This is a genomic window from Streptomyces sp. NPDC002935 (assembly GCF_040611295.1).
Taxonomy (GTDB): Bacteria; Actinomycetota; Actinomycetes; order Streptomycetales; family Streptomycetaceae; genus Streptomyces.
Genome location: NZ_JBEXNW010000016.1, coordinates 132,601 through 152,028 on the forward strand (window position 1 = coordinate 132,601; position 19,428 = coordinate 152,028).

The 19,428-nt window shown below is 72.4% G+C and carries 16 protein-coding genes; 3 read left to right on the top strand and 13 right to left on the bottom strand.

All coding sequences use genetic code 11. The features are described 5' to 3' along the window. Positions 1 to 16: 16 nt before the first annotated feature. Positions 17 to 1,636: an ATP-binding cassette domain-containing protein gene (locus tag ABZX90_RS22780; RefSeq protein ID WP_355207434.1), complete on the bottom strand. Its 1,620-nt coding sequence runs from the start codon at positions 1,634 to 1,636 to the stop codon at positions 17 to 19. Positions 1,637 to 1,739: 103 nt separating this feature from the next. On the opposite strand from ABZX90_RS22780, the gene ABZX90_RS22785 reads away from it, so the two are divergent. Both ABZX90_RS22785 and ABZX90_RS22790 read left to right on the top strand, forming a co-directional pair. Further along, complete coding sequence (locus tag ABZX90_RS22785) at positions 1,740 to 3,239, top strand: phosphatase PAP2 family protein (RefSeq protein ID WP_355207437.1); 1,500 nt, start codon at positions 1,740 to 1,742, stop codon at positions 3,237 to 3,239. Between the two features lie 221 nt (positions 3,240 to 3,460). Continuing rightward, positions 3,461 to 4,291, top strand: coding sequence for a class I SAM-dependent methyltransferase (locus ABZX90_RS22790; protein ID WP_351129240.1), 831 nt, complete (start codon positions 3,461 to 3,463; stop codon positions 4,289 to 4,291). 40 nt (positions 4,292 to 4,331) lie between these two features. Here the strand turns inward: ABZX90_RS22790 and ABZX90_RS22795 are convergent, their stop codons facing one another. From ABZX90_RS22795 to ABZX90_RS22805, 3 genes are all read right to left on the bottom strand, one after another. Then, a complete protein-coding gene (locus tag ABZX90_RS22795; RefSeq protein WP_351129237.1) occupies positions 4,332 to 5,063 on the bottom strand; it encodes a GvpL/GvpF family gas vesicle protein in 732 nt (243 codons plus the stop codon). Between the two features lie 232 nt (positions 5,064 to 5,295). Further along, positions 5,296 to 7,143 (bottom strand): transketolase, encoded by a 1,848-nt coding sequence (locus ABZX90_RS22800; RefSeq protein ID WP_351129234.1) that lies wholly within the window; start codon positions 7,141 to 7,143, stop codon positions 5,296 to 5,298. Continuing rightward, positions 7,140 to 8,750 carry an NAD(P)/FAD-dependent oxidoreductase gene (locus tag ABZX90_RS22805; protein WP_355207441.1) on the bottom strand — a complete coding sequence of 537 codons (1,611 nt, stop codon included), beginning with the start codon at positions 8,748 to 8,750 and terminating at the stop codon, positions 7,140 to 7,142. Before ABZX90_RS22805 ends, ABZX90_RS22800 begins: the two co-directional genes overlap by 4 nt. Before the next feature lie 304 nt (positions 8,751 to 9,054). On the opposite strand from ABZX90_RS22805, the gene ABZX90_RS22810 reads away from it, so the two are divergent. Next, positions 9,055 to 9,402, top strand: a complete 348-nt coding sequence (locus ABZX90_RS22810) for a VOC family protein (RefSeq protein WP_351129229.1) — start codon at positions 9,055 to 9,057, stop codon at positions 9,400 to 9,402. Positions 9,403 to 9,466: 64 nt separating this feature from the next. Here ABZX90_RS22810 and ABZX90_RS22815 read toward each other — a convergent pair whose 3' ends face one another. The 9 genes from ABZX90_RS22815 to ABZX90_RS22855 form a co-directional block, all read right to left on the bottom strand. Further along, positions 9,467 to 11,443 carry a DUF5107 domain-containing protein gene (locus tag ABZX90_RS22815; RefSeq protein ID WP_355207444.1) on the bottom strand — a complete coding sequence of 659 codons (1,977 nt, stop codon included), beginning with the start codon at positions 11,441 to 11,443 and terminating at the stop codon, positions 9,467 to 9,469. 51 nt (positions 11,444 to 11,494) lie between these two features. Next, entirely contained in the window at positions 11,495 to 12,391 is an 897-nt protein-coding gene (locus tag ABZX90_RS22820; RefSeq protein WP_355207447.1) for an arginase family protein, read from the bottom strand. A 114-nt stretch (positions 12,392 to 12,505) separates the two neighbouring features. Further along, entirely contained in the window at positions 12,506 to 13,054 is a 549-nt protein-coding gene (locus ABZX90_RS22825) for a GNAT family protein (RefSeq protein ID WP_351129221.1), read from the bottom strand. Between the two features lie 25 nt (positions 13,055 to 13,079). Next, positions 13,080 to 13,331 (bottom strand): DUF1049 domain-containing protein, encoded by a 252-nt coding sequence (locus tag ABZX90_RS22830; protein ID WP_351129219.1) that lies wholly within the window; start codon positions 13,329 to 13,331, stop codon positions 13,080 to 13,082. An 83-nt stretch (positions 13,332 to 13,414) separates the two neighbouring features. Then, positions 13,415 to 14,341 (bottom strand): LD-carboxypeptidase, encoded by a 927-nt coding sequence (locus ABZX90_RS22835; protein ID WP_355207543.1) that lies wholly within the window; start codon positions 14,339 to 14,341, stop codon positions 13,415 to 13,417. Positions 14,342 to 14,462: 121 nt separating this feature from the next. Then, positions 14,463 to 16,436, bottom strand: coding sequence for a prolyl oligopeptidase family serine peptidase (locus ABZX90_RS22840; RefSeq protein ID WP_355207451.1), 1,974 nt, complete (start codon positions 16,434 to 16,436; stop codon positions 14,463 to 14,465). A 10-nt stretch (positions 16,437 to 16,446) separates the two neighbouring features. Beyond that, positions 16,447 to 17,751 (bottom strand): M20/M25/M40 family metallo-hydrolase, encoded by a 1,305-nt coding sequence (locus ABZX90_RS22845; RefSeq protein WP_355207454.1) that lies wholly within the window; start codon positions 17,749 to 17,751, stop codon positions 16,447 to 16,449. Then, positions 17,744 to 18,577, bottom strand: a complete 834-nt coding sequence (locus ABZX90_RS22850) for a M55 family metallopeptidase (protein ID WP_351129212.1) — start codon at positions 18,575 to 18,577, stop codon at positions 17,744 to 17,746. The genes ABZX90_RS22845 and ABZX90_RS22850 overlap by 8 nt, the downstream gene beginning before the upstream one ends. A gap of 75 nt (positions 18,578 to 18,652) precedes the next feature. Continuing rightward, positions 18,653 to 19,378, bottom strand: a complete 726-nt coding sequence (locus tag ABZX90_RS22855; RefSeq protein WP_351129210.1) for a class I SAM-dependent methyltransferase — start codon at positions 19,376 to 19,378, stop codon at positions 18,653 to 18,655. Positions 19,379 to 19,428 lie beyond the last annotated feature (50 nt).

Genomic DNA, 19,428 nt, shown 5'->3' on the forward strand with positions numbered 1-19,428 from the left:
CGGTTCCCAGTGGCGTCTAGCGGGCCCGCTCCACGCGGCGCTCGTCCCACACCGGCTCCTGCGTCTCCCGTACACGGCCGTCCGAGCCGAAGACCAGGTAGCGGTCGAAGGAGCGGGCGAACCAGCGGTCGTGGGTGACCGACAGCACTGTCCCCTCGTACGCCTCAAGGCCCTCCTGAAGGGCCTCCGCGGACTCCAGGTCGAGGTTGTCGGTCGGCTCGTCAAGGAGCAGGGCCGTCGAGCCCTCCAGCTCCAGGAGCAGGATCTGGAAACGCGCCTGCTGGCCGCCCGACAGCTTCTCGAAGCGCTGCTCGGCCTGGGCGGTCAGCTCGTAGCGGCGCAGCCGGGACATGGCGGCGCCGCGGTCCTGCGAGTGTTCGGTCCACAGGATGTCGAGGAGTGTGCGCCCTTCCAGTTCCGGGTGGGCGTGTGTCTGGGCGAAGTGGCCGGCCACCACGCGGGCGCCGAGCTTCCACTCGCCGGTGTGCGCGACGTCGCCGCCCGCGAGCAGCCGCAGGAAGTGCGATTTCCCCGAGCCGTTGGAGCCGAGAACGGCGACGCGCTCGCCGTAGTAGATCTCCAGGTCGAAGGGTTTCATCAGGCCGGTGAGCTCAAGCCCCTTGCAGGTCACGGCCCTCACGCCGGTCCGCCCGCCGTGCAGCCGCATCTTGATGTCCTGCTCGCGGGGCGGCTCCGGAGGCGGTCCGGCCTCCTCGAACTTTCGCAGCCGGGTCTGCGCCGCCGCGTAGCGGGACGCCAACTCGTGGCTGATGGAGGCCGCCTGACGGAGGTTCAGCACCAGCTTCTTGAGCTGCGCGTGCTTCTCGTCCCAGCGCCTGCGCAGTTCCTCGAAGCGCGCGAACCGCTCCTGCCTGGCCTCGTGATACGTCGCGAAACCGCCGCCGTGCACCCAGGCGTCCGCGCCGGTCGGGCTGGGCTCGACGCTGATGATCTTCTGGGCGGCGCGGGCGAGGAGTTCACGGTCGTGGGAGACGAACAGCACGGTCTTGCGGGTCTCCTTGAGCCGCTCCTCGAGCCAGCGCTTGCCGGGCACGTCGAGATAGTTGTCCGGCTCGTCGAGCAGCAGCACCTCGTCGGTGCCGCGCAGCAGCGCCTCAAGGACCAGGCGTTTCTGCTCGCCCCCGGAGAGGGTCCGGACCAGCCGCCACTGCGCCTTCTCGTAGGGGACGCCGAGGGCGGCCGTCGTGCAGATGTCCCAGAGGGTCTCGGACTCGTATCCGCGGACCTCGGCCCAGTCGGAGAGCGCCTGCGCGTAGCGCAGCTGTGCGGCCTCGTCGTCGACGGTCATCATCGCGTGCTCGGCGGCGTCCACGGCATGCGCAGCCTCGCGGATCCGGGGCGGGGCCACGGAGACGAGCAGTTCCCGGACGGTCGTCTCGTCGCGTACGGACCCCACGAACTGCCGCATCACCCCGAGCCCGCCGCTCACGTTGACGGTCCCCCCGTGGGACTTGAGCTCCCCGGAGATCAGCCGCAGCAGCGTCGTCTTCCCGGCGCCGTTGGGCCCGACCAGGGCGACGACGGCCCCTTCGCCCACCCGAAACGACACATCGCCGAGCAGCGCCCTCCCGTCGGGAAGGTAGTACTCAAGATGTGCGGCTTCGAGATGTCCCATGGGCAGGCATTCTCCGGGGAGCGGGGGCGAGGGGCAAACGCGTATCCGACGCGGGGCCCGGCGCGGGGGCGGGAACCGCCTGATCCGGGGTAGACGGACCCGCATGACACCGACCCCAGATGTCGACCTCACCGCCCTGGTACCGGGCCGCCACGTCCTTCGGGACCATCTCCTCGCCGTGGACTGCCGGCTCTTCGAGGCGGTCGCCGCGCGGCACTGGCCGGGCTGCGACCCCGTGCTGCCGCGGCTCAGCCGCAGCGCGAACCACGGTGTCCTGTGGTTCGCCACGGCCGCCGCCGTGGCGGCGAGCCGCACTCCGCGGGCCCGCCGGGCCGCCGCACGGGGGGTCGCCTCGCTCGCCCTCGCCTCCGCCACCATCAACACGCTCGGCAAGCGCTCGGTGCGCCGCACCCGCCCCGGACTGGACCCGGTCCCCGCCATTCGGCAGCTGAAGAGGCAGCCGATCACCACGTCGTTCCCTTCGGGGCACGCCGCCTCCGCCGCCGCCTTCGCGACGGGTGTCGCGCTGGAGTCCCGCGGCTGGGGCGCGGCCGTCGCACCGCTCGCCGCTGCGGTCGCCCTGTCCCGCGTCTACACGGGCGTGCACTTCCCGAGCGACGTCCTGGCCGGTGCGGCCCTGGGCGTCGGCGCCGCGTACGCCGTGCGCGGACTGGTGCCGACCCGGGACCAGGTGACCCCGCCAGGCCGTCCGCGCGTGGACGCGCCCGCGCTGCCCGAGGGCGAGGGCCTCATCGTGGTGGCCAACACGGGCTCGGGCACGTCGGAGCGGGTCGGCGCGCTGGCCGCCGCGCTGCCGCGCGCGGAGGTCGTGGAGTGCGAACCCTCCGCCATACAGGAGGAGTTGGAGAAGGCGGCGACCCGTGCCCGGGTGCTGGGCGTGTGCGGCGGCGACGGCACGGTGAACGCCGCGGCCGAGGTCGCCCTGCGCCACGGCGTCCCCCTCGCGGTGCTGCCGGGCGGCACCCTCAACCACTTCGCCCACGACCTCGGGGTGGAGGGCGAACGCGATCTGGTCCGCGCGCTCCAGGAGGGCCAGGCGGTCCAGGTGGACGTGGGCCGGTTCGCGTCCGGCGGCAAGGAGGGCATCTTCCTCAACACCTGCAGCCTGGGCATCTATCCGGAACTGGTGCGCGAGCGGGAGAACTGGTCCAAGGTGATCGGCAGCTGGCCCGCGGGCGTGCTGGGCGCCCTGCGCGTGCTGCGCGCCGACCATCACCCGCTGCGGGCCGAACTCGGCGGCCGCACCCATCCGTTGTGGCTGTTGTTCGCCGGCAACGGCACCTACCACCGGATGGGCCTGGCGCCCGCCCGCCGCTTCGACCTCGCGGACGGACGCCTCGACGTACGGGTCGTGCACGGCGGCCGCCATCCCGCGGTGCGTCTGCTGGCCGCCGCCTTCGCGGGCCCGCTCACCCGCTCACCCGCCCACGCGGCCGTACGCGTGGGCCATCTGCACATCGACGGGGTCGCCCCCGGCACGCTGCTCGCCTACGACGGTGAAGTCACCGAGGTGAGCGGCGACGTGACCCTGCGCAAGAGCCCCGAGGCACTGACCGTCTACCGCCCGCTCCCCGCGCACTGACGCCGCTCCCCCGCACCGACACCGTTCCCGCGGGCACCCGGGTGACGATCCGGCTCCATGACCCCACCGGCATGCCCCGCTCCTGCAACACCCCACCCAGGTCGTCCACATGGCAAGATGCGGGTCTCATCATTCGACATGACGGCGTACGGTGACGTCATCGCCTCGCGGAGTCGGCAGACGCCCGGGCGAGACCTCGTACGACGAGAAGGGGAACCGCCATGTCGAAACCGCGGGAGACCGCCGTCTACACGCACGGCCACCACGAGTCGGTGCTGCGCTCACACACCTGGCGCACCGCCGCCAACTCGGCGGCGTACCTGCTCGACTCGCTGAAGCCGCACATGAAGATCCTCGACATCGGCTGCGGACCGGGCACCATCACCGCCGACCTGGCCGAGCGGGTACCGCAGGGGCATGTCACCGGTGTCGACCACGCGCCGGGCATCCTGGACCAGGCCCGGCAGGTGGCGGCCGAACGCGGCCTGCGGAACGTCGAGTTCGCGGTCGCCGACATCCACGCGCTGCAGTACCCGGACGACACGTTCTGCGTGGTCCACGCCCACCAGGTGCTCCAGCACGTGGGTGATCCGGTGCGGGCCCTGCGCGAGATGTACCGGGTCACCAAGCCGGGCGGGTACATCGCGGTCCGCGAATCGGACTACTCGGCCATGATCTGGTACCCGTCGGTGCCGGGCATGGACGACTGGCTGGACCTGTATCTGCGGGTCGCCCGCGCCAACGGGGGCGAGCCCGACGCGGGCCGCCGTCTCAGATCCTGGGCGCTGGCCGCCGGGATCCGGGACATCACGGCCACGTCGAGCACCTGGACCTTCGCCACCGAGGCCGAGCGGGAGTGGTGGAGCGGCCTCTGGGCGGACCGCACGCTGGCCTCGACGTACGCGGAGCGCGCGACAGAGGGGGGTCACGCGACCGCGGAGCAGCTGCGGGCGGTGTCGGACGCGTGGCGGCGGTGGGGGCGGCAGGAGGACGGCTGGTTCTCCGTGCTGCACGGCGAAATTCTCTGCCGCAAGCAGACGCCTGAAGCCTGACCCCTGGATACCGAGAGGCTCGGAACGCGGGCGGTCGGGTTCACGTGACGCTCGTGAAACCCGTGAGGCCCGTAGAACCCGTGAAGGAGTACGCCGCCCACGGCCCCGTGAGTTCCACCCGTATCCCCGGCTCCTCGCGAACGCTTCCGTTCACCCGCTCCACGAATTCCTCCGATCGCGCGCGCGGCACCAGATAGGCGGCATCGAGCACATTGGTGTCCGCCGTTCGAGAAGGGTCGGGATTCTCCGGGGTGCGCAGCCGGGTGTCCACGGCGCATTGGGAAAGGCTGCCGTGCAATCGGCGGGTGAAGTCATCCGCGCGTTCCCGCGTTTTCCCGAAAGCCTCCGAAGCCCCGGAAGCCCCGGCGGTTTCGGCGGTTTCGGCGTACACCTTCACGCCCCATTCCACCCGCCCGTCGAGCCGGTCGAGGGTCCGCAGATAGTCCTCCCTGCGCTCCTCCATCATCACGCGTACGCCGCTGTCGTCCCGGAGCACGGTGGCGAGCCGGAGCGGCAGCGGGCTGGTGACGGCGGTGAGCGCGTCGATGACACCCTGATGGGCGCGAGCCGTCGCCTCCAGCCACTGGACGTCCTCCAGCCTGCGCCGCAGCGGCTCCGCGTCGAATTCCCGCTCCGGGACCGCGCCGACCACAGCGATCAGGTCTCCGTGGCGGAGCAGCTTGGGCGGAATGCCCGCGACCCCGGTGAGCTCGGCCGACAGCGCTGCCGCGAAGGGGCGGCAGATCGCGTAGACGTAACGCAGGGCGCTCATGAGGTCTCCTCCCGCGGGTCCACACGCCCCGGCCCCGCAATCCGGTCACGCGAGCCGGTCACGCCAACTACCTTTCCTGCCGGTCGGGTTGGGTATGGCGAGCCCGCGCCGACGGTGCCCGGCGGCCGCCCGCCCGCGCACGGAGCGTGACAGACCGGCCGGCGCCGTCGGTGGGGTCCGAAAGCCGGCCCGCACCGTCCGCGTACTGACCATGGTGCCCTCCGCTCTCCGGTCAGCGCACCACGGCCGTCTCCACCAGCAGCCGGGCCGCCGTCGCGATCGACTCGGCGTCGATGCCCGCGGCGCGCAGTTGCTCGGCCGGGCTCGCGGAGCCCGGCATCGTACGGACGGCGAGGCGCACCAGGCGGGGCACGGGGCGGCCGTCGGTGAAGGCGTCGAGCACGGCGTCCCCGATGCCGCCCTCCTCCCGGTGGTCCTCGACGGTGACCAGGCAGCCGGTCTCCGCGGCGGCCTCACGCAGGGTCGCGCGGTCCACCGGCTTCACCGAGTAGAGGTCGATCACGCGGGCCTGGATGCCCTCGCGGTCGAGTGCCTCGGCGGCGGCCAGGGCCTCATGGACGGTGACGCCCGCGGCGACGAGCGTCAGCCGGTCCGCGCCGGACGCGCGCAGCACCTTGCTGCCGCCGACGGGGAACTCCTCGGTGGCGCTGTAGATGACGGGGCTGCCACCGCGCGAGGTGCGCAGATAGCGGATGCCCTCCAGGTCGGCCATCGTGGCGACGAGTTTCGCGGTCTGGTGGGCGTCGCACGGGTACAGCACGGTCGAGCCGTACAGGGCCCGGAACATCGCCAGGTCCTCCAGTCCCATCTGCGAGGGCCCGTCCTGGCCGATGGAGACGCCCGCGTGCGAGCCGACGAGGTTGATGCCGGAGCCGCTGACGGCGGCCATCCGCAGGAAGTCGTGGGCCCGGGTGAGGAAGGCCGCGAAGGTCGAGGCGTACGGCACCCAGCCCCGCGCGGCCATGCCGACGGCGGCGGCGACCAGTTGCTGCTCGGCGATGTAACACTCGAAGAAGCGGTCGGGGTGTTCCTTGGCGAAGAACTCGGCGCGCGTCGAGTCGCTGACCTCGCCGTCCAGGGCGACGATGTCGCCGCGGGCGGTGCCGAGCGCGGCGAGCGCCTGTCCGTACGCGTCCCGGGTGGCGATCTCGTCGCCGGTCTCGTACCGCGGCAGGTCGACGTGTCCGGACCGCACGGCGTGCAACATCCGTGCGGCGGGGGGCTGTCGGACGTCCACCCGCCGGTCGTGCACACCGCCGAGCTCGGCGATCGCCTGATCGGCGTCCGGCAGTGGTTTTCCGTGCAGGCCCTCGCGGTCCTGGACCGATGCCACGCCCTTGCCCTTGAGGGTGCGGGCGAGGACGACGGTGGGCTGCCCGCCGGTGGACTCCGCCTCGGTGAAGGCGCGGTCGATCGCGTCCACGTCGTGGCCGTCGACCTCGACGGTGTGCCAGCCGAACGCCCGGAACCGGCGCGCGTACGCGTCGAGGTCGTGTCCGTGCCGGGTCGGCCCGCGCTGGCCCAGGCGATTGACGTCGACGATCACGGCGAGGTTGTCGAGGTGCTCGTACCCGGCGTGCTCGGCGGCCTCCCACACCGAGCCTTCGGCCAGTTCGCTGTCGCCGCACAGCACCCAGACGCGGTATCCGGTGCGGTCGAGCCGTTTGCCGGCGAGCGCGACACCGACCGCGACGGGCAGTCCCTGGCCGAGCGATCCGGTGGCGGTCTCGACCCAGGGCAGCCGCCGGGGCGTCGGATGCCCTTCGAGCCGGCTGCCCGCCTTGCGGAAGGTGAGCAGTTCGGCCTCGTTCAGAGCACCGGCCGCCTTGTACGCGGAGTACAGCAGCGGTGAGGCGTGGCCCTTGGAGAGGATGAAGCGGTCGTTGCCGGGGTGCTGGGGTCGTTCGAAGTCGTAGCGCAGATGGTTGGCCAGCAGGACCGCCATCAGGTCGGCGGCGGACATCGACGACGTCGGGTGTCCGGAGCCCGCGGCGTCGACGGCTCGCACACTGTCGACACGTAGTTGCTGGGCCAGATCGATGAGTTGGCGGGTGTTCATGATGCTCCTTCCGAGCGGCTCGCGGCCCCCGAACGGCTCGGGCGACCACGGTCGGCGCCAGGTACGTCCGACGCGTCCGATGCGCCGGGTGCCCCCTGGGCTCCAGGCGCGTCGGGCGCTTCAGTCGCTGCCGGTGCTGGCAGCGCTGGCAGCGCTTCAGTCGCCGCCGGCGCTTCAGTCGCCGCCGGCGCTTCAGTCGCCGCCGGCGCTTCAGTCGCCGCCGGCGCTTCAGTCGCCGCCGGCGCTTCATGCGCTTCAGGCGCTTGCGGTGCTCCGGGTGCTCCGGGTGCTCCGGGTGCTCCGGCGACCCTCGCCAATTCGGGCGAGGCGGTGTCCAGCGGCACCGACCACGAGCGGACCAGGCCCAACTGCACGGCCTGGCGGGGCAGTACGGCGTCCAGGAGCCAGTCGGCCGCGACACGGGCGCGGTTGGCGGGCAGGGCGGCGAGGTGGTAGCCGCGGGTGACGGCTGCGGCCGCCGGCCCCGACAGCGGGATGCCCAGCGGATCGGCCGCGGCCTTGACGCCTCCGAGGTCGACGGTGAAACCGAGGTCGCGGTGGTGGTAGGCGCGGCGCTCGCCGATACCGAGCGAGGCGGCGACGTTGCGGCCGGCGATCTTCCCCTGGCGCCAGGCATGCTGGGCCGTCATCGGCGTGTACCGGCCGGGATTCTCCAGGTCGGGCACCGCCGCCGCGTCCCCACAGGCGAACACCTCGGCGTGGCTCGGCAGTTGGAGATGCGGATCGACGAGGAGCCGCCCCCTCTCAAGAGGCCGCCCGAGCCCCTCGACCAGCGGATCGGGTCGTACGCCGACGCACCACACCAGGGTCCGCGTCTCGACGAACTCCCCGTCGCTGAGCCGGACTCCGTCGGGGGTGGCCTCCTCGACCGATGTCCCGGTGCGCACGTCGACACCCCGCTGCCGCAGTACACGGTCGGCGGTGCGCGAGAGCCGTTCGTCCAGCTCGGGCAGCACGCGCGGGGCGACGTCGAGCAGCAGCCAGCGCGGTCGCGCCCCTTCGCGCAGCGGCCGCTTGCGCACCAGCGCGTCGGTGAACAGCTTTCCCTGGGCGGCCACTTCGGTCCCGGTGTACCCGGCGCCGACGACCACGAATGTGCGGCGCGCGGTGCGGCTCTTCGGGTCGTCCGACAGGGCGCCGAGTTCCATCTGCCGGGTCACGTGGTCCCGTAGGTAGAGCGCTTCGGGCAGCCCTCGGAAACCGTGGGCGTGCTCGGCGACACCGGGTACGGGCAGCAGTTTGTTCACGCTGCCGACGGCGAGGACGAGACGGTCGTACGAGAGTGTGCCGCTGTCGCCCTCCGGGCCGGTGTAGCGGACGGTGCGCGCGTCGAGATCGACCCCGTCGGGCCGCGCCTCGCCGAGCACGAGGCGTACGTGGGGCAGTGTGCCGGAGAGCGAGACGGTGACGCGGCGTGGCTCCAGGACACCGACGGCGACCTGGGGCAGCAGCGGCAGATACAGGAAGTAGTCGGTCGGGTTCAGCAGAGTGATGTCGGCGTTGTGCCGGACCAGCCGGGACAGGACGCGGGCCGTCCGGTACCCGGCGAAGCCGGCGCCGACGATCAGAATGCGGGGTCGACTCACGGTGCTCCTCTGACGGTGTCGCTCGTCGTTCGGGGCTTTCCGCGTCCCCCTCACCGAGGGGCCCAAACACGGGCACCCCCGGCGTTTCGCACCGGTACGCGGCCCGCCCCGACCCCGGCACGGGCGCCCTGGGCCGCGGGAAGGTCCCAGCACGGCGCGGGCGCCACGGACCGGGGGGCCGGCGCGAAGCGCGCGCGGCGGTGGCGATCGTCCCGAACGATCCCCGCCGGACGATCCCCGCCGGACGGCGGCGATCGTCCGAAACGATCTCCTCCTCCGGCCGCCCCCAACTAGGCTCGTCCGTATGGAGATTCTGGGAGCCACGCTGCGCGTCTGCGTCGACGACCTGGAGACTGCGGTCCCCTTCTACGAACGGCTCGCGGGCGGCAGAGCGCTCCGCTTCGAGCGCGGCGGTGTGTCGGTCGCCGCGATCGGCTGTTTTCTGCTGATGAGCGGGCCCGAGTCCGAACTCGATGTGCTGCGCAAGGTCGCGGCGACCATCGCCGTCAAGGACGTCGAGGAGACCGGCCGGGTCCTCAGCGACCTGGGCGCCCGCGTGATCGCGGGCCCGGTGGAGACACCCGGGGGCCGCAACCTCATCGCCGTGCATCCGGACGGGTCGGTGTACGAGTACGCGGACCGCCGCGGCTGAAGCGTGCCGGGTCCCGGGTGCCGCGCCGTGCGGCGGAGCACCCGGGACCGTGAGCGCGGTGGAATCAGGGCGTGGACGGCGGCCGCATGCGGAAGTCGTAGCGGGCCGGCAGGGGCTCGTCACTGAGCCGGGACCACAGACGGCCGATCGTCTCCGCTCCCTCCCGCAGGTCGGCGACCTCGAAGCCCGCGTCGAAGATCGCCCGCGCGTCCTCGCGGCGGCCCTCGGCGAGCAGCAGTTCGGCCTCGACGAGGCGGAACCGGCCACGGTCCCGGGTTCCGGGGCGCAGTCGTTCCCACACGGCACGCGCGTCCGCCGGGCGGCGGGCCGTCAGCAGCGCCTCGATGGCCTCGCGGCCGAGCGCCGCGGTGGCGGCGGTCCACCGTTCCCCGTCGTCGCGCCGCTCCCGGCACAGGTCGTCGAAGGCCTCGGTGTACCGGTCGGCGGCGCGCTCATGGTTGCCGGTCTCCTGGTCGGCGACGGCGAGGCAGCGCAGCAACGGCCAGAGGGACGGGGCGAGTTCGAGCGCACGCTCCCAGCTCCGCACGGCCTGGGCGAGATCACCGGCATGCCACTGGGCGACTCCGAGGTGGTACTCGGCGATCGGTACGGCGGGGGCCGTCTCCAGCATGTCGCGCCAGTGCGACGCCACGAGTGTCTCGCCGGGCGGTCCGACCCGCCGGGGCTCCGGGAACGCGCCGGACCGCAGCAGTTCCCGCCACGGCGCCTGGTCGTCGCCGAGTGTGCTCTCGTCGAAGGGCGTGCCGGGCAACTTGTGGGCGGCGCGGAGCACTTCGAGGGCTCCCCAGCCGGATCCGGCGGCGAGCACCTCGCCGGGCTCCGTGTCGGCGTGCGGCAGCCAGGCGGCGTACGCGGCGTCGACCGAGTCCCGGGAGAGGGCGCTCTCCAGCCGGCCCTCGACCTCCGCCCGCGCGGCCTCCCAGTCCGCCCCGTGCGCCGTCTCCGCGCTCACGGAGAGCGGCCCGTACGCCTCCAGCCAGGAGACGTCGCTCTCGGCTTCGAGCCGTACGTGTTCGAGCTGGGTGCGGGCGAGCCCGGCCTGGATCTCGCAGTACCCGCCGGTCCCCGGCTCGGTGAGCCACTCCTGCCAGCGCCGCCCTCCGGGCCCCGAGCCCCAGACGAACAGCTTGCGCCCGCGCAACGCGTCGGTCGACGTCTGGACCAGCCCCTCGCCCGTGTCGTCGACCGCGGCGATCCAGCGGCGCCGCCCGTCGGGCACCTCGTAGAAGTAGTCGGCGGGGAAGGTGCTGCTCAGCGGATACGTCCGGTCGATGTCGTCGTACGTCGGCACGGGCACTCTGCGCAGCCGTCGCTCGTAGCCGAAGTGCCAGGCCTCCTCGGCCGGGGCCAGCACCCGGCGCTCCTCGGGGACCGCGATGTTGGACCACCAGTACAGCGGGGCGGGCTTCTCGTGCGGGTTGCGGACGCGGACGCCGACATACAGGAAGTCGGAGCCTTCCGGCAGCCACAGATCGACCTGGAAGGGGAGGTCACGCAACCGTTCCCACTCCCACAGCCGCAGCATCTCGCCGCCGTCGGGGGCGGGAACGCGGGCGGCGTGGACGGGTGAGCACGACAGGGTCGTGTGCCCGGTGGCGCCGATGTTCCACTCGATGCCGCCGGAGAACCAGGCGCCGTTGAGGGCGAAGCAGGCCGGCTGGAGCACCGGGTTGCTGTAGAGGAGTTCCGTCTCGGAGGGCTTGTGGAAGAGCGAGACGATACGACCGCCGAAGCCGGGCAGCACCGTGGCGCGCAGCCGGTCGTTCTCGATCACGATCGTGTCGAGTTCACGGAGCGGCCGTTCTCGCCCATAACCGTCCCGTATCCGCTCCGGCAGCACGCTGCGCAGCGGCTCGTACCCGATCTGCCGGGCCATGTCGCTCGGCAGGCCGACGCGGTCGCGGTCGTCGATGGTGTGCATCTCGTCGAGGGTCCGCAGGGGCGGCAGCGGGTTGCTCGGGCCCAATTCCGCGGCCGGGAGGGTCAGTACGTCACGTCGGATCGTCGTCACGATGACCATGGAACATGGTCATCGGCCTGCTGACCAGGGTATCCGCTCGTCAGAATCAGGTCAGGATTCCGCAAAGGCGCCGACGACCAGGTCCGCGAGGAGCGCTCCCGCGGTGCCGTCGGGGTCCAGGTCGGGGTCGTAGATGGTGACGTTGAGGCCGACGCAGTGCGGGGAGCGGACCAACGGGCCGAGCAGCGCGAGGAGTTCGTCGGGGAGCAGGCCGTCGGGGTCCGGGCTGTCCACGGCGGGCATCACGGTCGGATCGAGCACGTCGGCGTCGAGATGCACCCAGAAGCCGTCCAGGTGCGGGAGTTCGAGGGTTCCGAGGGTGGCCCGCGCGGTCGCGTCCGCGCCCCAGGTTCGCAGGTCGCCGACGGTCGTCGTGGGGATCTTCAGCGCGGCGAGTTCGTCGCGCTCGTCGTCGTAGTCGCGGATGCCGAAGAGCCGTACGTCCTCGTCCCGCAGATAGGGCCGCAGCCCTTCGATGTCGGACAGGTCGTCCTGACCACGACCGGTGGCGATGGCGAGTTCCTCGCCCCCGGCCGCGCCGACGCGGTCGGAGTTCCCGGCATGCCGGAAGTCGGCCGAACCGTCGATGGAGGCCAGCGCGAAGCGGCCGATGCGGCGCAGGGCGAGGGACGCGCCGAGCTGGATGGAACAGTCGCCGCCGAGGACGACGGGGAGATCTCCGGCGCGGACATGGCGTTCGACGCGATCGGCGAGTGCGCGGGTGTAGGTGGCGATGGCCGCCGCGTTGAAGACGCCGTCGCCCTCCTGCCAGTCGCCCCGGTCGTAGCGCGGCGGCACGACCACGCCGCCCTCCAGCGCGCCGAGCCGCTGCACGATCCGCTGCTCACGCAGCGCGCCGGCCAGTTTGTAGCAGCCGGGGACGGTGCCGGGCGCGGGCGGGCGCAGACCGAGGTTGGAGGGAGCGTCGAGCACGACGATGTTCCGCATGGGCTCATCCTCACCCGGGCGGACCGCACCGGGGAAGGGTGCCCCGGGCAGCCGGGCGCACCGAAACTTCGTGGGTAAGTGCCCTCACTCGAATGGCACTTACCCGCGCGGTCGTCAGCGGGACGCGACCATCTCGGCGGTGATCGCCCACCGCTCGTGGTCCCGCCAGGCACCGTCGATGTGGATGAAGTCCGGCGAGAACCCTTCGAGCCGGAAGCCGCAGCGCCGGGCGAGCGCGATCGACCCGGTGTTGCCGGGCTGCGCGTTGATCTCCAGCCGGTGCAGGCCCATCTCCCCGAAGGCGTGGCGCACGACGAGGTCGAGTCCCTCGGTCATCAGCCCGCGCCCCGCGGCGTGCGCGAAGGCGCCGTAGCCGAGGGCACCGCACAGGAAGCCGCCCTCGACGATGTTGTTGATGTTGATGAAGCCGGCGATCCCCCCGCCGTCCCGTTCGCAGACCAGGAACCCGGCCTTGGTCGGGTCCTCGATGAGCCGCCCCGCGTATACGGCGTACGCGTCGACGCTGCCCGGCGGGAAGAGCCACGGCTGGTGGAGGCTCTTGCTCTCCCTGGCCCGTGCGGTGAACTCCGCACCGTCCTCGAGGGTGAAGTGCCGGATGCCCACGCGAGGGCCTTCGGCGAGAAAAGCGGGGTTCTCAGCCATCCCGTCACCTTACGTGAGCCCGCTGTCAGCGCCTGCGGCGCGCGGCGTACGCACCGCACAGCGCGCCGATCAGCCCGGTGCCGAGCAGCGCCAGCCACAGGGGCATGGTCACCTCGGGGGCGAGCAGCCGGATCTTGGTGCTGCGGGTGTTCTCGAAGACGAAGATCAGGGTGAGGACGGCGAGCAGGGCGACGACGACCCTGGCCGGCGTCAGCGGCCCTTCTCGGGGGCCCTTGCCGCCGCTCGCGTCGGCGCTCTGGGAGGTCTTCGGGCTCATGCCCTCAGCGTGATCCAAAAGCCGCCGCTTCGCGCGACGGGAGCATCCTCCGGGTGACCCCGAGCCGGGCGCGACCACGTCTTTCAGGCCAGCGCGGGTTCGTCCAGTGTCAGTGTCCCCGCGTCCGCGTCGAGTTCGGCCCGGAGCCCGAACGGCATCGTCAGCGCCCCCTCGGCGTGCCCGAACCCGAAGTGTTCGACGACCGGCACTCCGAGCCCGCCGAGCCGGTCGGCGAACACCGCGCGCAGTCCGTCGTACGGTCCGCAGTCCACCCATGAGCCGAGCGCGACCCCGGCCACCCCGTCGAACCAGCCGGCGCGCAGCAGCTGCGTCAGGATCCGGTCCAGCCGGTAGGCCTCCTCGCCGATGTCCTCGATCAGGAGCAGCCCGCCCCGGGCGGAGGCACGGGCGTGCGGTGTGCCGAGGTCCGCGGCCAGCAGGCTCGCGCAGCCGCCGAGCGTGACACCGCGTGCCTTCCCGGGCACCAGTGCGACGGCTTCGCCGGAGGCGATGGTCCGCACCGACTCAGGTTCGAACAGGGTCGCCCGGAGGTGCTCCTGCGCACGGGTGTTCTTCAGGAAGTCGACGGCCGCGACCATCGGCCCGTGCAGGGTCGCGAGCCCTACCCGCGTCGCGAACGCCTCGTGCAGTGCCGTGATGTCGCTGAACCCGAGGAGAATCTTGGGTCCTGCCGCCCGGATGGCGTCCCAGTCGAGCAGGTCGACCATGCGCTGAGCGCCGTAGCCACCGCGGGCGCACAGCACCGCGGCGACGTCCGGGTCGCACCAGGCCGCCTGGAAGTCGGCGGCCCGGTCCGCGTCCGTCCCCGCCAGATAGCCGAACTCGGAGTGCCGGTCCAGGACATGGGGGGCCACGACGGGGTCGAGGTCCCAGCCGCGCAGGATGTCGAGGCCGGCCCCGAGCCGCTCCTCGGGGACGGGCCCGCTGGTCGCGACGACGGCGACTCCTGCCCCGGCGGCGAGCCGCGCGGGTCGGGTCAGGGGGGTGATCGGTGCGGTCGTTCGGGTCACGCGTACTGCTCCAGTTCCTCTTGGTCCATGCGGTCGCTCTCGTCCGGCGTCCAGGCTCGCGAAGGGCTCCGTCCGGTCCTGTCCCCGGTGGGTGGCGGCCTCATTTGGTCAGCTCCAGGGTGGGAATGCCGGGCGGGTTCAGTCCGAAGACCTGGGCGTACAAGGAGAGTTCAGACTCCAGGACCCGCACCATCGTCTCGGCGCGCCGGAAGCCGTGGCCCTCCCCCTCGAAGGCGATGTAGGCGTGCGGGATACGGCGGCCCTGTTCTTCGAGAGCGGCCAGGAAGCGTTCGCACTGCACGGGCGGGCAGATGGCGTCGTCGAGTCCCTGGAGCAGCAGGAAGGGCGCGGTGATCCGGTCGGTGTGCGCGGAGGGCGACCGGTCCGCGTACCGGCCCGGCACCTCGGCGAGCGGACCGACGAGCGACTCCAGGTACTGCGACTCGAAGTCGTGGGTCTCCCCCGAGGCCCATTCGGTGAGGTCGAGGATGGGGTAGAGGATCGTGCCGCAGGCGTAGACGTCGGTGGTGGCCAGGGAGGCGGCGGTGGTCCAGCCGCCCGCGCTGCCGCCGCGGATCGCGAGCCGGCGCCGGTCGGCGGTGCCCTCTTCGGCGAGCGCGAGGGCGACGGCCGCGCAGTCCTCGACGTCGACGACACCCCACTGTTCGCGGAGCCGGTTGCGGTACTCCCGTCCGTGGCCGGTCGATCCGCCGTAGTTGACCTCGGCCACGCCGATGCCGCGTGAGGTGAAGTAGGCGATCTCCAGGTCGAGGACGAGGGGCGACCGGCTGGTGGGGCCACCGTGCACCCATACGACGTACGGCGGGAGTTCGTCGCCGCGGGCGACGTGGTCGGGGTGGTGCGGCGGGTAGATGTGCGCGTGGATCTCGCGTCCGGCGGGGCCGGTGAAGGCGCGGATCTGGGGCTCCGGGTAGTACGCGGGGTCGACCGGGTCGTCGTGCGCGGCGCCGATCACCCGGGCCCGCCCGGTGCTGGCGTCCAGTTCGACGACCTCGTGGGCGCTGCGGGGGCTGGCTCCGACGCCCACGACCCTGCTGCCGTGCACGGCGAGCGTCGGCGCGAACTCGGTCCAGGGGCCGGCCGTGTCGACGAGCTCTCCGGTCTCCGTGTCCAGTATCCCGAGCGCGGTGGTGCCCCGTCCGTGCACGACGGCGACCAGGCCGGTCTCCAGGGGCGCGAACCAGCGGTAGCCGACCTTCCAGAGGGAGCCGCCGAACTCCTCCTCGCGCGGACAGACGACGCTCGGCTCGCCGTCGGCGCCGAGCCGGTGGAGGTTCCACCAGCCGGTGCGGTCGCTGACGTAGAGCAGGGTGCCGGCGGCCGTCCAGTCGGCCTGTACGACGGACTCCTCCGGGCCCCCCGCGACGGGCCGCGGGTCGGACAGTTCGCCGTCCTCGGTGACGTCCGCGAGGATCACCTCGGTGCCGTCCCACGGCATCCGCGGGTGGTCCCAGGCGAGCCAGGCCGCCTGCCGGCCGTCGGGCGAGAGCCGGGGCCCGGTGACGAACCGGTGCCGTCCGTCGGACAGTTCCCGCACGGCGTCCCGGTCGTACGCCGCCGATCCGTCCAACGGCACCGCGACGACGGCCCGCCGTACGTCGCAGGGTCCGTCCCCGGTGAACTCCTCCATGACGCACCACACTTCGCCGTGCTCCACCCGCATCTGCGGGTCCACCCAGCGCAGTCCGCCTCCCACCGGCGACAGAGGGGTCAACGGGAGCGGCACACCGCCGGGTTCACAGCGGTAGAGACGCTGGTCGGCGAAGTTGACGAAGACGACCAGCGGGCCTTCGGGGCGCATCGCTCCCGCCCAGGGGTGACCGCCGTACTCGATGACACGGCTGCGCACATTCCACGGCGCCGGGAGCACCGGCTCCTCCATACCGTCCGCCTTCCGCCGGACCAGGGTGCGGCGCCCGCCCTCGGTCGGCCGGGGCTCGGTCCACCAGACCTCGTCGCCGACGAAACCCACGAACTCGGGATGCCCGTCGTGCGCGGCGGCGAGCGTCGCGTCGATCGGCGAGGGCCATGAACCATATGACAAGGTCTGCATCTCGTCCCCCCTAGGCCGTACGCAGAAAGCGGTCGAGAACGCGGACGCCGAAGTGGAGCGCCTCGACCGGCACGCGCTCGTCGACTCCGTGGAACAGTGCCTGGTAGTCGAAGCCCTCCGGAAGCTTCAGCGGCGCGAAGCCGTATCCGGTGATGCCGAGGCGGGAGAACTGCTTGGCGTCCGTGCCGCCCGACATGCAGTACGGCACGACATGACCCTCGGGTGCGAACTCCTCGACGGCCGCGCGCATCCTCGCGTAGGTCGGCGAGTCCAGCGGCGCCTGGAGGGCCACCTCGTGGTGATGGAACTCCCACTCCACGTCGGGCCCGGTGAGCCGGTCCAGTGTCGACCGGAACTCGTCCTCGCCGCCGGGCAGGTATCTGCCGTCCACGTACGCGACGGCCTCTCCCGGAATCACGTTGATCTTGTAACCGGCGCTCAGCATGGTCGGGTTGGCGCTGTTGCGGACGGTCGGCTCGACGAGCGCGGCGGCCGGGCCGAGCTTGCGCAGCAGGGCGTCCAAGTCGTCCAGGCCGCCGTCCACGCCGTACAGGGCGGCGAGTTCGGTCAGGGCGGCCCGCACGGTCGGGGTGATGCGCAGCGGCCACTCGTGGGCGCCGATGCGGGTGATCGCGGAGGCGAGGCGGGTCACCGCGTTGCTCCGGTTCACCTTGGAGCCGTGCCCGGCCCGCCCGCGTGCGGTGAGCTTGACCCAGCCGGTGCCGCGCTCGCCCGCCGCGATCGGATAGAGCTGCCGGCCGCTGCCGTCGTGGAAGGTGAACGCACCCGACTCGCTGATGCCCTCGGTGCAGCCCTCGAAGAGTTCGGGGTGTTCGTCGGCGAGGAAGCCCGAGCCGTCCTCGGCGCTCGCCTCCTCGTCGGCGGTGAAGGCGATGACCAGGTCACGCCGGGGTCGTACCCCCTCGCGCGCCCAGGCCCGGACGACAGCGAGGATCATCGCGTCCATGTTCTTCATGTCGACGGCGCCCCGTCCCCAGACGACGCCGTCACGGATCTCACCGGAGAATGGGTGGACGCTCCAGTCCTCGGCCTGCGCGGGCACCACGTCCAGATGACCGTGGACGAGCAGCGCGTCGGCGGACGGGTCGGTGCCCTCCAGCCGGGCGACGACGTTCGTACGCCCCTTGACGCGCTCCAGGAGTGTGGGTTCGAGGCCCGCTTCGGCCAGCCGGGCGGCGGCGTACTCGGCGGCCGGGCGCTCCCGGCAGTCTCCGCCGCCCCGGTTGGTCGTGTCGATCCGGATGAGGTCGGAGGTGAACCGAACGACCTCGTCGAGTGCCCGTGCGTCAGCCATACTGCTCCTCCACCGCGGCCGAGACGATCGTGGTGACCGCCTTGAAGGTCCGAATCCCCTCGTACATGGTGTCGCTGGTGTACGCGATCTTCCGCTCCCCGACGCGGCCGACACCGGGTACGACGGTGGCGGCCATCGCCAGGTGCTCGGCGTCGAACTCCAGGGCGACGGTGAAGGGGCCGCCGACGACCGGCTCGTGCCGCACCGCCAGCGCCGCCGCCTCCTTGGCCGCGGCCCGGATGTCCGCGGCGGTCCTGGCCGGTGTGCGGCACACCGCCGCGTACCGCGAGACATGGTCCTTCACGGCGACCTTCAGTGCCTCCGGCGCGTATCCCAGGGCGTCCTCGCACGCCACGTCGTCGCCGGTGACCAGCACGACCGGCACGCCGTACTCGGCGACGACGTGGGCGTTGAGCAGCCCTTCGCTGGCGCGTGTGTCGTTGACCCATACCCCCGTGATGGAGTTCGCCAGGTAGGTGTGTGCGAGGACGCCTTCCATGCCCGCTCCCGCGTGGTAGCCGACGAAGGCGATGCCGTCCACGTCGTCGTGCTGCACGCCCTCGACCATGGAGAGCGACTTGTGCCGCCCGGTGAGCATCTCCGCTCTCTCGTCGAGCCGCTCTAGCAGCAGGTTCCGCATGGTCCAGTGGGCTTCGTTGATCAGCACCTCGTCGGCGCCGCCGTCGAAGAAGCCGAGCACCGCCGCGTTCACGTCCGAGGTGAACAGCGCGCGGCACCGCTCCCACTGCGGAGTCCCCGGCAGCACGTCGGCCGGCCAGGTCACACCCGTGGCGCCTTCCATGTCGGCGCTGATGAGGATCTTCATGCCCGAAACCGTACGCGCTTCGGCCTGGACCCGGCAGAGCCTGTGGACAACTCTCACCGGTCCAGACCACTGGTGTCACCCGGGGCGTCCCGCCACCAGCCACTTCGACGGAAGTTCGATCCGTGTGCCGTCCGGCGCGTGCTCGGTCGTGATGAGCGGGAGCTCGCCGCTCGCGAGGAGGGTGAGGCCCGCCGCGCGCAGGTAGGCGGGGACCGCCGCGTCCGCGACCTCGCCCGGCGCGATGCCGTGCCGGAACACCGGGGCCAGCTTGGGCGGAGGGCCGTCCGGGCTCTGGGCCAGCCCCCGCAGCACTGCGCCGGCGGCTTCGGCGAGCTCGACCAGGAAGACCCGGCCGCGCTCGCCCGCCAGAGTGGCCAGGCCGTCCGCCAGCGGCTGCCGGTCGTCCGGCTCGGCCTGGTGGAGCACGCCCCGCATATAGACGTTGGCGTCGCCGAGCTCCGCGTGCAGTGTCTCGGTCTCGGTCTTGTCCGCCGCGTCGAGCTGCCGGTACCGGGCCCTGCCCGCCGGGTCGGCGTTGCGGGCGTGGTCGAGCGCCGCGGGAGCGAGGTCGGTGCCGACGACCCGAGGGAAACGGTCGGCGAGGAAGCGGGTCTGGGTGCCGTTGCCGCAGCCGACGTCCACGAGCGGCAGGTCGGGTGCCGTCAAGTGCGGCTCGAAGAGGGCGAGGTGGACCGCGGCCGTGAGCGCGGGCTCGGCGTCCCAGAAGACCTCGCCCTGTTCCTCGGGGGCCTCGCGCCAGAAGCCCTCCCAGGCTCCGCTGTACCGACTGCTCACGCTCATGCCCGCTCCCGGGGTCGCGACCGCGCCCGACGGCACCCGGCGGGCCTGAT

Bases quoted from the DNA above. Each gene is read 5' to 3' on its own strand.
- ABZX90_RS22790 (WP_351129240.1), top strand. From the start codon at position 3,461: ATGTCGAAACCGCGGGAGACCGCCGTCTACACGCACGGCCACCACGAG.
- ABZX90_RS22855 (WP_351129210.1), bottom strand. From the start codon at position 19,378: ATGAGCGTGAGCAGTCGGTACAGCGGAGCCTGGGAGGGCTTCTGGCGC.
- ABZX90_RS22850 (WP_351129212.1), bottom strand. From the start codon at position 18,577: ATGAAGATCCTCATCAGCGCCGACATGGAAGGCGCCACGGGTGTGACC.
- ABZX90_RS22795 (WP_351129237.1), bottom strand. From the start codon at position 5,063: ATGAGCGCCCTGCGTTACGTCTACGCGATCTGCCGCCCCTTCGCGGCA.
- ABZX90_RS22845 (WP_355207454.1), bottom strand. From the start codon at position 17,751: ATGGCTGACGCACGGGCACTCGACGAGGTCGTTCGGTTCACCTCCGAC.
- ABZX90_RS22840 (WP_355207451.1), bottom strand. From the start codon at position 16,436: ATGCAGACCTTGTCATATGGTTCATGGCCCTCGCCGATCGACGCGACG.
- ABZX90_RS22810 (WP_351129229.1), top strand. From the start codon at position 9,055: ATGGAGATTCTGGGAGCCACGCTGCGCGTCTGCGTCGACGACCTGGAG.
- ABZX90_RS22800 (WP_351129234.1), bottom strand. From the start codon at position 7,143: ATGAACACCCGCCAACTCATCGATCTGGCCCAGCAACTACGTGTCGAC.
- ABZX90_RS22830 (WP_351129219.1), bottom strand. From the start codon at position 13,331: ATGAGCCCGAAGACCTCCCAGAGCGCCGACGCGAGCGGCGGCAAGGGC.
- ABZX90_RS22820 (WP_355207447.1), bottom strand. From the start codon at position 12,391: ATGCGGAACATCGTCGTGCTCGACGCTCCCTCCAACCTCGGTCTGCGC.
- ABZX90_RS22785 (WP_355207437.1), top strand. From the start codon at position 1,740: ATGACACCGACCCCAGATGTCGACCTCACCGCCCTGGTACCGGGCCGC.
- ABZX90_RS22780 (WP_355207434.1), bottom strand. From the start codon at position 1,636: ATGGGACATCTCGAAGCCGCACATCTTGAGTACTACCTTCCCGACGGG.
- ABZX90_RS22825 (WP_351129221.1), bottom strand. From the start codon at position 13,054: ATGGCTGAGAACCCCGCTTTTCTCGCCGAAGGCCCTCGCGTGGGCATC.
- ABZX90_RS22815 (WP_355207444.1), bottom strand. From the start codon at position 11,443: ATGGTCATCGTGACGACGATCCGACGTGACGTACTGACCCTCCCGGCC.